The sequence below is a fragment of the Qipengyuania sp. JC766 genome, assembly GCF_040717445.1.
Taxonomy (GTDB): Bacteria; Pseudomonadota; Alphaproteobacteria; order Sphingomonadales; family Sphingomonadaceae; genus JC766.
Window position 1 is genome coordinate 2,126,635 of sequence record NZ_JBFEFL010000001.1, and the last position, 12,486, is coordinate 2,139,120.

A 12,486-nucleotide genomic window follows, 5' to 3' on the forward strand; every position below is an offset into this window, starting at 1 on the left:
TTTTCTTTGCGCGCGGTTGGGTATGGTAAGGGCCACGATGCGCCCGATTTCCGCCCTTGCCGCAACTATGGCCGCCCTGACGCTGGGCGCCTGCGAGCCGTCGGACAACGATCCCGGCCCGGGCGGCGTGACTGTGGGCGAAGCGCGCCAGCTGGACGAGGCGGCGCAGAAGATCGAGGCAGAGCACCGCGACATTCGCGAGCTGCGCGACGACGCACCCGCCGACAAGGAAGAGGACCCGAACTGATGGACATGCGCACCGGCCAGATCAGCGCCGCCAACGGAATGGACGCGGAAACCTACGACCAGTTCATCGACCAGCTGAAGCGCTACGTGCGCGAACGCCTGATCCCCGCCGAACCCGCGGTCATCGAGAACGACGCCATCCCGCCCGACCTGATCGAGGAAATGCGGGAGATGGGCCTGTTCGGCCTGACGATGCCCGAGGAATATGGCGGCGCCGGCATGAACGTCCCGCAATATGTCGAGACCATCCGGGTTCTGAGCTACGCCCTGCCCGCCTATCGGTCGATCACTTCGATCAATCTCGGCATGGTGTGCTCCGCGATCAAGAACAGCGGGACCGAGAAGCAGAAGCAGGAATGGCTCCCGCGCCTCGCGGCCGGCGAGATTGCCTGTTTCGGCCTGACCGAACCCGGCAGCGGCAGCGACAGCGCGGCCATGGCGACGACCGCGAAGAAGGACGGCAACGGATACGTCCTCAACGGATCCAAGCGCTACATCACCAACGCCCCTCACGCGAAGCTGGGCCTGATCATGGCGCGCACCCATCCCGAGGCGCAGCCGAAGAACGCGCATGTCAGCGCCTTTCTGGTGGACATGGAAAGCGACGGGATCACCGTGGGCAAGCCGGACAAGAAGATGGGCCAGGCCGGCAGCCACATTGCCGACATCTACATGGACGACGTGAAGGTCGGCGGCGAAGCCCTGCTGGGCGGGGAGGAAGGGCGCGGCTTCGCGACCGCGATGCAGAGCCTCGACAATGGCCGCCTGTCCGTCGCCGCAGCCAGCGCGGGATATGCGCGGCGCATCCTCGACACCGCGATCCGCTACGCCACCGAGCGCAAGGCCTTCGGCGATCCGATCAGCCAGTTCCAGCTCATCCAGGCGATGCTGGCCGACAGCGAGGCCGAAATCTACGCGTCCGAATGCATGTTGCGCGATGCGAGCGCAAAGGCAAACGAGGGCAAGGCGATCATCGAGTGCGCCAGCACCAAGATGTTCGCGTCCGAGATGTGCGGCCGGGTCGCCGACCGCTGCGTCCAGATTCACGGCGGGGCGGGATATTTGGCGGAGTACGAGGCAGAGCGGTTCTTCCGCGACAGCCGCATCTACCGGATCTACGAAGGCACCACGCAGATCATGCAACTGGTCATCGCCAAGCAGATGCTGCGCAATTTCGCAGCCGGCGCCCAGGCCTAGGAGTGTACGACCTCCTTCCCGATCTCTCGATCGTCGAAGTCTCCAGCTTCGTCGCTTCCCCCACCTGTGGCCTGTATTGCGCGCAGATGGGCGCCGAAGTCGTCCGGGTCGATCACGTCGCGGGCGGTCTCGACTACGATCGCTTCCTCCTGACGGAAGAAGGCCGATCGCTCGCCTGGGAGAACCTCAACCGGGCCAAGAAGTCGGTCGCGCTCGACCTGCGCAGCGGCGCGGGCCGCGAACTGTGCATCGAGCTGGCCCGTGCCACGGGAACGCTGATCACCAACCTGCCGGAAAAGAGCTTCCTCACGCACGAGGCGGTTTCCCGCGGGCGGGAAGACATGGTCTCGCTGCGCATCATGGGCTGGCACGACGGACGCCAGGCGATGGATTTCACCGTCCATGCCGCCAGCGGATACCCGCTGATGACCGGGCCGGAAGACTGGGAGGGCGACGAAGTCCGGCCGGTGAACCAGATCCTGCCAGCGTGGGATTTCATCACCGGCGCCTATTCAGCCTTTGCCCTCATGGCGGCCGTCAACCGTCGGACCCGCACCGGGGAGGGCGCCGAGATCCGGATACCGCTGGGCGACGTGGCGATCGGCACCGTCGCGAATTCGGGCGCGATGGCCGAAATGCTCTATCGCGGTTCGGACCGCGAACGTCATGGCAACCACATCTGGGGCGCCTTCGGGCGCGACTATGTCAGCCGGGACGGCAAGCGTTTCATGATGGCAGCGCTGACGCCCAAGCAATGGAACGGGATCATCGCCGCGTTCGACGCGCAGGAACCGCTGGCGCAGCTGGAACGGCGTCTGGACGTCGACTTCTCGGAAGGCGACAAGCCCCGCTTCGCGCACCGCGCGGAACTGTCCGCGCTGTTCCAGGATCTGGCCGGACGGCTGGACATCGACGAGATAGAGCGGCGCCTGACGGACGCCGGATGCACTTTCGAGCGGTACCGCACCATGCACGAAGCCAGCAACGATCCGCGCCTGGTGCAGGAAAATCCGTTGTTCGGGCCGTCACCGGACAATCCGAGCGGGTTCGCCTATCCCGCGCCTCGCAGTTTCGCCAACCTGCCGGAAATGGAGGCCGGCAACCCGAAACCGGCGCCGTTCCTGGGCGAACACAGCGAGCAGGTGCTGGCTGACCGGTTGGGCCTGTCCTCCGGCGCCATCGGAAAACTGGTGGACGAGGGCACGGTCGCCCTGTCCGACAAGCATTCGAAGAGGTGATCCCATGAGTACGACGAACATGCGCCGCGTGGCGATCTGCAAGCCGCTGCGCACACCGGTCGGGAGCTTCCTCGGCACGCTGAAGCCGCTCGAGGCTGGTGAACTGGGCGCGATCATCCTGAAAGCGCTGGTCGAGCGAAGCGGCGTCGATCCCGAGCGGGTGGATGACGTCGTCTTCAGCCAGGGATATGGCAGCGGCGAGGCGCCGGCGATCGGCCGGTGGAGCTGGCTGGCGGCCGGTTTCCCGATCGGGGTTCCCGGATACCAGCTGGACCGGCGCTGCGGCAGCGGGCTTCAAGCAGTCGCGAATGCCGCCATGATGGTCCAGACAGGCGCGGCCGATTGCGTGGTCGCTGGCGGGGTCGAGAGCATGTCCAACGTGGAACATTACACAACGGCTGCGCGGCATGGCGCGCGCATGGGCGACATGGTGCTGTGGGACCGGCTGAGCCGCGGTCGCCTTATGAGCCAGCCGATCGAACGGTTCGGCGTCATCACCGGCATGATCGAAACGGCGGACAACCTGGCCAAGGATTACGGCATCACGCGCGAGGCTGCCGATGCCTTCGCCCTGCGCAGCCACCAGAACGCGGCCGCCGCCTGGGAGGTCGGAAAATTCGACGATCACATCGTCCCGGTCGAGGTTCCGCAGAGAAAGGGCGGTCCGCTGGTGTTCGCCAGGGACGAGGGGATTCGCCCGGATGCGAGCCTGGAAAGCTTGGCGGCACTGCGTCCCATCGATGCGAAGCGCGACCCCGATGCCATCGTGACGGCAGGCAATGCCAGCCAGCAGAACGATGCGGCGGCCGCCTGTCTCGTGGTCGCGGAAGACAAGGTCGAGGAGCTGGGCTTGGAACCCATGCTCTGGTTCACCGGCTGGAGCGCTGCGGGGTGTGACCCGTCGCGCATGGGCATCGGCCCTGTACCTGCCGTGGAGCGCCTGTTCGCGCGTACCGGCATGGGTTGGGACGCCATCGACATGGTCGAACTGAACGAGGCGTTCGCACCGCAGGTACTCGCAGTCCTCAAGGGCTGGGGCTGGAGCGAGAACGACGACCGGATGGAGATGCTCAACGTGAACGGATCGGGCATCTCGCTCGGCCATCCGATCGGCGCGACGGGGGTGCGCATCCTGGCGGACATGGCGCACGAAATGCAGCGGCGCGGTGCGCGGTACGGGCTGGAGACGATGTGCATCGGCGGCGGGCAGGGCATGGCCGCGATCTTCGAGCGCGCCGCGTGACCGACTGGGACAGCTGGATCGGCCGCGAGCAGCGCTTGGCCGACCGGCTCGATCCCGCCCTTGCCGCCCGGTGGATCGCGACCTTCGACCGCGACGCCCCGGCAGGCTTGCAGATGCCGCAGGGGATCCATCTGTGCCTGTGCACGCCCGAAGCCCGCACGCGCGAGCTCGGGGATGACGGCCATCCGCTGAGGGACGAAAGCCCCGCCGGTTTCCTCCCGCCCGTGCCCCTGCCGCGCCGGATGTGGGCCGGAAGCGCCATGACCTTCCACGCCCCGCTCGCGATCGGAGCGACGGTCGAACGAACAAGTCGCATCGCCTCCATCAGCGAGAAGTCGGGAAGCCGGGGAGCGATGGTCTTCGTCGAGGTGGACCATGAAACCGCCAGCGATGGCAAACTGACGGTCGCCGAGCGGCAGACGCTCGTCTATCTGGAAGCGGCGGCACCGGACGCGCCGCTCGCGCCGCCGGAGCCGACCGGCAATGCCTTCGATCCGGGCGGATGGGACGGGCACCGGATCGTCATCCCGGACGAGAAGCTTCTGTTTCGCTATTCGGCGCTCACCTTCAACACCCACCGCATCCACTACGATGCGCCTTATGCGCGGACCGTGGAGCGGTACCGCGGGCTGGTCGTCCACGGACCGCTGCTGGCGAGCCTCTTGCTGCAATTCGCTGCGGCGCAATGGGGGGAGAACCGCCTTGCCCGCTTCGCCTTCCGCGGCGTGAGCCCGGCGATCGTGGGGGAACCGGTGCTGCTTGTCATGCGGGACGCGAACGATGCGATCGAATTGGCCGCCTTCGCCCGCGACGGGCGCCAGATCGTGCAGGCCAGCGCGGCGCTGTCCTAATCGACAGGATATCCGGGGATCGGCTCGATCACCGAGTAGCTTTCCACCTGCGGCGCACCCTCCAGCGGCTCGAAATACAGCGGTTCCGGCGGGATCTCGGTATCGGGCAGGCGGTCGAGCAGATCCCGGATCAGGGTCAGGCGGCCGCGCTTCTGGTCGTTGAAATCGACCAGCGTCCACGGCGCGTGATCGGTATGCGTGGCCCGCAGCATGGCCTCGCGCGCCTCGGTGTAGGCGGCGTATCTGTCGCGTGCCGCCAGGTCGATGGGCGACAGCTTCCAGCGCTTGAGGGGATCGTCCAGCCGTTCGCGCAGGCGTTCTTCCTGTCCGGCCTGGTCCGTTGTCAGCCAGTACTTGAACAGGAGGATGCCGTCATCGACCAGCATCCGTTCGAACCGCGGGGCATCCTCCAGGAAGCGTCGGACCTCTTGTTCCGACGCGAAGCCCATCACCCGCTCGACCCCGGCGCGGTTGTACCAGCTCCGGTCGAACATCACGATCTCGCCCCGGGCGGGCAGGTGCGGGACATAGCGCTGGAAATACCATTGGCCGGCTTCCTGCTCGGTCGGTTTCGGCAACGCCACAATCCGGCACTGGCGCGGATTGAGCCGTTCGCTCACCGCCCGGATCGCGCCGCCCTTGCCGGCCGTGTCGCGCCCCTCGAACAGCACGCAGATCCGGCTGCCGGTCGCCCGCGCCCATCGCGCCATGCCGACCAGTTCCCGTTCCAGCGGTTCCAGCAACCGCTCGTATTCCTTGCGCTTCAGCTTGCCCATGCCCACCTCCGTTTGTGCGATCCCGCGCGAGATGATATTGCGGCAACCTATCTATGGCTACACTGGCAGACCCTCCGCAGGACTTTACCCGACTTCCCGAAATGCCGGGACACGTCTTCACCGCGCCGCTCAAGCGGCCGGTGCATGTGGGGGAGGACTGGCTGGAGCCGAAGCAGACCGAGTACGACAGCGAAGACGACGCGATCTGGGACGATCTGTTCGCACGCCAGATGGAAGTCCTTCCCGGGCGCGCAGCCACGGCGTTCCTGCGCGGTCTGGAGAAGCTGGATCTGGGCCGCGGCGGCGTACCCGACTTCGGCGAGATGTCGGAGGATCTGGAAAAGCTGACCGGGTGGAGCGTGGTGCCCGTGCCGATGCTCATTCCCGATCACGTGTTCTTCTGGCACCTGGCAAATCGCCGTTTCCCGGCAGGGAATTTCATCCGCACGCGCGAGACGTTCGACTACATCCAGGAACCGGACGTATTCCACGACGTGTTCGGACACGTCCCGATGCTGACCGATCCGACCTTTGCCGATTACATGCAGGAATACGGCAAGGCCGGCTGGAAGGCGATGAAGTACAACCGGCTGAAAGCGCTCGGCTCGCTCTACTGGTACACGGTCGAATTCGGCCTGATCCAGGAAGGGCCGGACGACATCAGGGCCTATGGCGCAGGGATCCTGTCCGGGCCGACAGAGGTGGTATTCGCGACCGAGGGGGAGAGCCCCAATCGCATCATGCTCAATGTCGACCGGGTGATGCGCACCGATTACGTCATCAGCGACCTGCAGCCGACCTATTTCGTGATCGAGAGCTTCGAGGATCTCTACCGACAGACCGTGGAGCGCGATTTCGATCGGCTGTACCGCAACCTTCCGCCTGCATTCACCTATGCCAATTCCGCGGTCATCGACGTGGACTACGTCGTGCATCGCGGAACCCAGGAATATCTGCTCCGGGGTGGTCGGGGCAGCGGCGCCTCGCCGGTTTAGACCAGGCGCCGAAACGCACCCGGTCGATATCCGCGCATGAAAAAACCGGCACCGGGTCGCCCCGATGCCGGTTTTTCGCAAGCTTCGTTCGAAAGCTTACATTTCGTCGGCTTGTTCTTCCATCGCCTCTTCGGTGGCGTCGGCCTTTTCTTCCATCATGTCCGACTGCTCTTCCATGCCGGCTTCGTCGAGCGCTTCGGCTTCGGCGTCCATCTCGTCTTCCACGGCTTCGGCTTCGGCTTCCTGCGCGTTTTCGGCGGGCGAGTCGCATGCGGCGACGGACAGGCCGAGAGCGGCGACAGCAACGATCGTGAACTTACGCATTGGATTTTCCCCTGTTTGCGAGTGAGAATTCGCCCATAGGGGTAAAGCGCCCGAATGATAAGGACTTAATCAGCGGTTTCCGTCGCGGGACAGGTGCCGGGTCGCGAAGGTGTACAGGCCGAGCGTCAGGATAGCGACGCCGGTCGAAGCCAGGAATCCGTCGGGACTGACACCGATCAGCAGCGATCCGTTATGCACCAGTGCACCGGCGAGGATGGAGGATACCGCACCCACGGCTATCCACGGTACGGGCTGCTCGCCCCCGGTCGATCCGCGCGTGGAGACGGCGAAAAGCCAGCCCAGCGCAGCGCCGTTAACAAGGAGCAGCAGCAGCCCCATTTATGTTAAAAACCGAGTAGCCATACGCCTACACAAAGCGGACCCGCCCGTGCGGGTTCCAACATTGACTCGCGATCAAGTATCCGTGTGACCGATGGGTACCAGTGTCCGCGACGGCCGGATCAGAACATCCAGAGGAGGAGGACGCCCATCGCGACGCGATAGACCACGAACACCATCATGGATGCCTTGCGCAGGAAATTCATGAGGAACATCATGGTCGCGAATGCCGCCACGAAGGTAAGGGCACCGGTGATGATCGCGTCGCGCAGCAGGCTCGTGTCGGCGGCCAGAAGATCTGGTACGATGAGGATTCCGGCCCCCGCCACGGCCGGGATCGACAGCAGGAAAGAAAAGCGCGCGGCTTCCACCCGCTTGTATCCCAGTACGCGAGCCATGGTCATGGTCACGCCCGACCGGCTGGTCCCCGGGATCAGCGCGAACGCCTGCGCGATCCCGACCAGCAGGCCGTCCTTCCAGCTCATGTCCTCGAAATTCTTCACCGACCGGCCGAACCGGTCGGCAAGGCCGAGCAGGATGCCGTAGACGATCAGGTTCACCGCGATAAGGTCCGTGAAGCGCAGGGCGCCCAGCAGATCGTCGTTCTCAATGACGAGGCCGAACCAGCTCTCGATGGTGGAGTTCATCCAGCCAAGCTTGATCGTCAGCCCGAACAGGACCGCAGGGATCGTCCCGAGCACGATCCACCAGAACAGGCGCCGCTGTTCGGGCGCGTGGCCGATGCCGACCGTGGAAAGACCGCCCCGCGCAAGGCCCATCGCATCGCGGAAGAAATAGACGATGATGGCGAGCAGCGATCCGACATGCACGGCGATGTCGATCATCGGTCCCTGGTCTTCCGATCCGGTCAGGAAGGGAACGAGGATCAGGTGTCCGGAGGACGAGATCGGCAGGAATTCGGTGACCCCCTGCACGATGGCGAGGATCAGCATTTCGAGGAAGGTCATGGACGGCTCCATGGCGCAGGCGCGGCCACTGTCAAGCGCGCGATGGTGGCGGTGCGGACAGGCGCACCGCCCGCCGCGCCAAAAAGAACGGGGCGGCTTTCGCCGCCCCGCCTTGGGTTACCAGATGGTCACGCGCTCTTCCGGGGGAAGGTAGAGTTCGTCCTCCGGCGTCACGTTGAAAGCCTCGTACCAGGCATCCAGGTTCCGCACGACGCCGTTGGTCCGGTATTCTTCCGGGCTGTGGCTGTCGGTCCGCAGGCGCTGGCGATAGCTTGCCTCGGTCTGCTTCGAACGCCAGACCTGCGCCCAGGCCATGAAGAAGCGCTGGTCGCCGGTGAAGCCGTCGATTACGGGCACGTCCTGTCCCGCCGTCGCCATCTTGTAGGCGCGATAGGCCAGGTTGAGTCCGCCGAGATCGCCGATATTCTCGCCCAGCGTCAGGCGCCCGTTCACGCAGGTCTCGCCATCGTCGAGCGGGCAATAGGCGTTGTACTGGGCCACCAGCGCATCGCCGAGCTCGTCGAACGCGGCCCGGTCGGCGTCCGTCCACCAGTTGCGCAGCGCGCCGCTGGCATCGGACTTGGAGCCCTGGTCGTCGAAGCCATGGCCCATTTCGTGCCCGATCACGCCGCCGATCGCGCCGTAATTCACGGCCGGGTCCGCCGTGATGCCGAAGAAGGGCTGCTGCAGGATGGCCGCCGGGAAGACGATCTCGTTCTTCGTGGCGTTGTAATACGCGTTCACCGTCTGGGGCAGCATGAACCATTCGGTCCGGTCGATCGGCTGGCCCAGCTTGGACAGGTTGTCCTGCGTCTGCCAGCGCGCCGCCGCGAAACGGTTGGCCAGCGGATCGCCGTCCGCGATGGCGAGGCCCGGATAGGTCTCGAGATTGTCGCGGTATCCGATCTTGGGATCGAAGCTGTCCAGCTTCGCGAGCGCCTGCTGCTTGGTTTCGGCACCCATCCAGTCGATCTCGTCGATACTGGCGCGCATCGCCTTGCGCAGATTGACCACCAGATCGTCCATCGCGGCCTTGTTTTCCGGCGGGAAGTACCGGGCGACGTAGGACTTGCCGAGCTGCTCACCCAGATGCCCTTCGGTCTCGTCGATGGCACGCTTCCAGCGCGGGCGCTGTTCCTGCTGGCCGCTCAGGGTCTGGCCGTAGAAGGCGAAGTTGGCGTCGTCGAACCGCTTGGGAAGGACGGCGGCATTGCTGCTCAGGAATCGCGCCATGGTCCAGGACTTGAGCAGCGAAAGCGGCCGTTCGGCCAGGAATTCGAACATGCCCGGTGTGCCGGTACCGATCTTCTGCAAGGTCGCCTCGTCGAGGCCGAGTTCCTCGATTTCCTGCGCGGTCGGCGGGATCTGCGGGATCACGAACTTGTCCGACGCGTCGAGACCGGTCGCGGCCAGCATCGTGTCGATTGGGAAGTCGCCCGCCAGCGTGCGCAGTTCCTGCGGGGTGACGGCATTGTAGGTCAGGTCGCGGTTGCGGCTGACCGTGCGGTCCCAGGCAATGGTCCGGGCAATCCAGTCTTCTAGGCCATAGACCGACTGCGCAGCGTTGGCCGGATCCTCGTACCCGGCTTCCTCGAACAGGAAGGTCAGGTATTCGCGATACTTGGCCTGGATTTCCTGGCCCTTCTCGCTTTCATCGAGGTAATAGTCCCGGTCCGGCAGGCCGAGGCCGCCGGTGCCGAGATAGACGGTGTAGGTGTCCGGCTGCTTCGCATCGACGGTCACGTAACCGCCGACGGGGGAGGGGTAGCCGGGGATCGACCACAGCTCGACCAGCTCTTCCAGCGTGGAGGCATTGTTGATCGCGTCAAGATAGGGCTGCGCGTGCAGCAGGTTGGCTTCCTCGATCGCGTCGGTGTCGAGGAAAGCCTTGTAGGCATCCACGATGCGCTGTTCCTCGTTGGCGAGCGAGCCGTCCTGCGCCATCAGTTCGTCGACCAGCGTCTTGATGTCCGTGGTGGACTTCTCGCGCAGCAGGTTGAACGCGCCGAAGCGGGAATATTCGGCCGGAAGCGGATTGGCATCGAGCCATTGCTGGTTGACGTAGCCGAAGAAATCGTCGCCCGGATCGATCTGGTCGGAAACCAGGGCCGGGTCGATACCCCATTCGCCGAAGCTCATCGTGGGGGTCGGCACTTCCTGCGGTGCGGCGGCCTGCGCGACATCGTCCTGGACCAGCTTCTCGATGTCCTGCGCATCGGCGTCTTGGGACGGATGGGCGAGGGCGGGCGCGGCGATGGCAAGCGCCGCGGCGCTGGCCGAAACGGTAAGCAGGGTGCGGATCATAAGCGGATTCTCCAATGACGTGCGTCTTCGCGGCGCGAAGGCGCCGATACAGGATGCACCGTACACTAGAACAGATGTACCTGTTATTGCTGCCGTTCGTCGGCCCGGGTCGCACCTTGTCGAAAAGCGGGCGCCCTTCAGTCGGTCAGGCGGCCTCTCCAGATGCGAATTGCAACGCGGCGAGGCGGGAATAGAGGCCGCTGGCGCTGGAAAGCTGGGCATGGGTGCCCTGTTCCACGATCCGGCCGTCCTGCATCACCACGATCCTGTCCGCCGCGCGGACCGTCGCCAGCCGGTGGGCGATGACCAGCGTCGTGCGCTCCGCCATCAGGCGGTCGAGCGCGTCCTGGACGAGCCGCTCGCTTTCCGCGTCGAGCGCACTGGTCGCCTCGTCGAGCAGCAGGATCGGCGCATCGCGCAGCAGCGCGCGTGCGATGGCCACGCGTTGCTGCTGCCCGCCCGAAAGGCGCGTCCCGTCCTCGCCCAGATGGGTGTCGAGGCCCTGCGGCAGCGCTTTCAGGAAATCCGCGGCATTGGCCGCCTCCGCCGCCGCCCAGATATCCTCGTCCGAGGCTTCCCAGTTGCCATAGCGCAGATTGTCGCGCGCATTGGCGCTGAAAAGCACGCCGTCCTGCGGGACGAGCGCGATGCGCCGGCGGATGTCCGCAGGATCGACGCCGGTCAGCGGCACGCCGTCGATGCGGATGGTCCCCGCCTGCGGATCGTAGAACCGCTCCGCGAGCTGGAACACGGTGGACTTGCCGGCACCCGAGGGGCCGACCAGCGCCACGGTCTCGCCCGGCTCGACTTCCAGGTCGAACTCGGCAATGGCGGCGACTTCCGGCCTCGTGGGGTAGCGGAAGGTCACATTTCGGAAAGACAGACTGCCGCGTGGCGGCAAGGGCAGGGATTGCGGACGCTCCGGAGGGGCGATGCGCGGCTGCTCCGCCAGCAGCTCGCCCAGCCGGCTGGCCGCACCGGCCCCGCGCAGCAGGTCGCCCAGAACTTCCGTCAGCGCGCCGAAGGCACCCGCCACGATGATCCCGGCGAAGATGAACGCGCCGATCGTGCCGCCGCTGATCTGGTCGGTCGAAACGAGGAACGCCCCGCGCCACATCAGGAGCGCGATCGCGCCGAAGATCAGCGTCATGATCAGTGCCGTCATGATGGCACGGATGAGAATGCGGCGCTTGGCAGTGGTGAAGGTGCGCTCCACCGCCTCGCCGAAGCGGGCGGCCTCCCGCTCTTCCTGGTTGAAGGCCTGCACGATCTTCATCGCCGCCAGCACTTCGGTCACCATCGCGCCCACATCGGCGACCCGGTCCTGGCTGGTCCGGCTGATGGTGCGCAGTCGCTGGCCGAAGATGGCGATCGGCACGATCACCACGGGGATGGCGATCAGCAGCAGCGCGGCGAGTTGCGGCGCCAGCCAGAAGAGGTAGACCGTCCCCAGCACCGCCATGATCGTGTTGCGGATGGCGATGGAAAAGGCGGTCCCCACGACCTGCTCGATGATCGCCGTGTCCGACGTCATGCGCGAGGATATTTCCTTGGGGCTGTTCTCCTCGAAGAAGGAGGGCGAGAGGCGCAGCAGGTGGCGCTGCACCCGGCTGCGGATGTCGGCGACCACGCGCTCGCCGATCCAGCTGACGAAATAAAAGCGGACCGCCGTCCCGATGCCCAGCACCAGGATCAGGCCCAGCAGGTAGCGGAACCAGCGGTCTATTTCCTCGGTCCCGCCACCGAAGCCGCGGTCGATGATGAGTTGCAGCGCGGAAGGGAGGGCGACCGACATGACGACCGAAGTCACCAGCAGCGCGACCATCGCGATGGCGAGCTGCGCCGGGTATTTGAGCGAAAGGCCGAACACCATGGCCAGCGGACGGATGGAGCGGGCCGGCTTCGGCTCGCCCTCGTCCCGTTCGCGGCGACGGCCGAACAGGCCGCGGCGGCCGCCTGTCTCGGTTTCGTCCTGTGGCAATTCGTCGGCCCCGTCCATGGAGCG

Annotated in this window: 12 protein-coding genes; 6 read left to right on the forward strand and 6 right to left on the reverse strand. The window is 65.6% G+C overall.

The window, feature by feature from the left end; translation table 11 throughout:
• Window positions 1-67 precede the first annotated feature (67 nt).
• The 5 genes from AB1K63_RS10240 to AB1K63_RS10260 are packed head-to-tail and all read left to right on the forward strand — an operon-like array spanning window position 68 to window position 4,775.
• Window positions 68-247: a hypothetical protein gene (locus AB1K63_RS10240; protein ID WP_366960021.1), complete on the forward strand. Its 180-nt coding sequence runs from the start codon at window positions 68-70 to the stop codon at window positions 245-247.
• Window positions 247-1,443: an acyl-CoA dehydrogenase family protein gene (locus tag AB1K63_RS10245; protein ID WP_366960022.1), complete on the forward strand. Its 1,197-nt coding sequence runs from the start codon at window positions 247-249 to the stop codon at window positions 1,441-1,443. Before AB1K63_RS10240 ends, AB1K63_RS10245 begins: the two co-directional genes overlap by 1 nt.
• 2 nt (window positions 1,444-1,445) lie before the next feature.
• Window positions 1,446-2,681 (forward strand): CoA transferase, encoded by a 1,236-nt coding sequence (locus tag AB1K63_RS10250; RefSeq protein ID WP_366960023.1) that lies wholly within the window; start codon window positions 1,446-1,448, stop codon window positions 2,679-2,681.
• 4 nt (window positions 2,682-2,685) lie between these two features.
• Entirely contained in the window at window positions 2,686-3,924 is a 1,239-nt protein-coding gene (locus AB1K63_RS10255; RefSeq protein ID WP_366960024.1) for an acetyl-CoA C-acetyltransferase, read from the forward strand.
• Entirely contained in the window at window positions 3,921-4,775 is an 855-nt protein-coding gene (locus AB1K63_RS10260; protein ID WP_366960025.1) for a MaoC family dehydratase N-terminal domain-containing protein, read from the forward strand. Before AB1K63_RS10255 ends, AB1K63_RS10260 begins: the two co-directional genes overlap by 4 nt.
• Here the strand turns inward: AB1K63_RS10260 and ppk2 are convergent.
• On the reverse strand, window positions 4,772-5,551 hold the full coding sequence (gene ppk2, locus AB1K63_RS10265; RefSeq protein WP_366960026.1) for a polyphosphate kinase 2: 780 nt from the start codon (window positions 5,549-5,551) through the stop codon (window positions 4,772-4,774). The two genes, AB1K63_RS10260 and ppk2, sit on opposite strands and share 4 nt — an antisense overlap.
• Before the next feature lie 53 nt (window positions 5,552-5,604).
• Here ppk2 and phhA point away from each other — a divergent pair, with 53 nt between their 5' ends.
• Window positions 5,605-6,546 carry a phenylalanine 4-monooxygenase gene (gene phhA, locus AB1K63_RS10270; protein WP_366960027.1) on the forward strand — a complete coding sequence of 314 codons (942 nt, stop codon included), beginning with the start codon at window positions 5,605-5,607 and terminating at the stop codon, window positions 6,544-6,546.
• A 96-nt stretch (window positions 6,547-6,642) separates the two neighbouring features.
• On the opposite strand, the gene AB1K63_RS10275 is transcribed toward phhA, so the two are convergent.
• The 5 genes from AB1K63_RS10275 to AB1K63_RS10295 form a co-directional block, all read right to left on the reverse strand.
• The gene (locus tag AB1K63_RS10275) at window positions 6,643-6,870 is read right to left on the reverse strand and encodes a hypothetical protein (RefSeq protein ID WP_366960028.1); all 228 of its coding nucleotides are present in this window, start codon (window positions 6,868-6,870) and stop codon (window positions 6,643-6,645) included.
• A gap of 69 nt (window positions 6,871-6,939) precedes the next feature.
• A complete protein-coding gene (locus AB1K63_RS10280) occupies window positions 6,940-7,209 on the reverse strand; it encodes a hypothetical protein (protein WP_366960029.1) in 270 nt (89 codons plus the stop codon).
• A 122-nt stretch (window positions 7,210-7,331) separates the two neighbouring features.
• Window positions 7,332-8,177, reverse strand: coding sequence for an undecaprenyl-diphosphate phosphatase (locus AB1K63_RS10285; protein ID WP_366960030.1), 846 nt, complete (start codon window positions 8,175-8,177; stop codon window positions 7,332-7,334).
• Window positions 8,178-8,294: 117 nt separating this feature from the next.
• Complete coding sequence (locus AB1K63_RS10290) at window positions 8,295-10,481, reverse strand: M13 family metallopeptidase (protein ID WP_366960031.1); 2,187 nt, start codon at window positions 10,479-10,481, stop codon at window positions 8,295-8,297.
• A 145-nt stretch (window positions 10,482-10,626) separates the two neighbouring features.
• Entirely contained in the window at window positions 10,627-12,354 is a 1,728-nt protein-coding gene (locus AB1K63_RS10295; RefSeq protein ID WP_366960699.1) for an ABC transporter transmembrane domain-containing protein, read from the reverse strand.
• Between the last annotated feature and the right edge of the window lie 132 nt (window positions 12,355-12,486).

What these genes read in the sequence shown, in the direction of transcription:
- AB1K63_RS10240 (WP_366960021.1), top strand. Translation starts at nt 68, where the DNA reads ATGGCCGCCCTGACGCTGGGCGCCTGCGAGCCGTCGGACAACGATCCC.
- AB1K63_RS10245 (WP_366960022.1), top strand. Translation starts at nt 247, where the DNA reads ATGGACATGCGCACCGGCCAGATCAGCGCCGCCAACGGAATGGACGCG.
- AB1K63_RS10255 (WP_366960024.1), top strand. Translation starts at nt 2,686, where the DNA reads ATGAGTACGACGAACATGCGCCGCGTGGCGATCTGCAAGCCGCTGCGC.
- ppk2 (WP_366960026.1), bottom strand. Translation starts at nt 5,551, where the DNA reads ATGGGCAAGCTGAAGCGCAAGGAATACGAGCGGTTGCTGGAACCGCTG.
- phhA (WP_366960027.1), top strand. Translation starts at nt 5,605, where the DNA reads ATGGCTACACTGGCAGACCCTCCGCAGGACTTTACCCGACTTCCCGAA.
- AB1K63_RS10275 (WP_366960028.1), bottom strand. Translation starts at nt 6,870, where the DNA reads ATGCGTAAGTTCACGATCGTTGCTGTCGCCGCTCTCGGCCTGTCCGTC.
- AB1K63_RS10280 (WP_366960029.1), bottom strand. Translation starts at nt 7,209, where the DNA reads ATGGGGCTGCTGCTGCTCCTTGTTAACGGCGCTGCGCTGGGCTGGCTT.
- AB1K63_RS10285 (WP_366960030.1), bottom strand. Translation starts at nt 8,177, where the DNA reads ATGACCTTCCTCGAAATGCTGATCCTCGCCATCGTGCAGGGGGTCACC.
- AB1K63_RS10290 (WP_366960031.1), bottom strand. Translation starts at nt 10,481, where the DNA reads ATGATCCGCACCCTGCTTACCGTTTCGGCCAGCGCCGCGGCGCTTGCC.
- AB1K63_RS10295 (WP_366960699.1), bottom strand. Translation starts at nt 12,354, where the DNA reads ATGGTGTTCGGCCTTTCGCTCAAATACCCGGCGCAGCTCGCCATCGCG.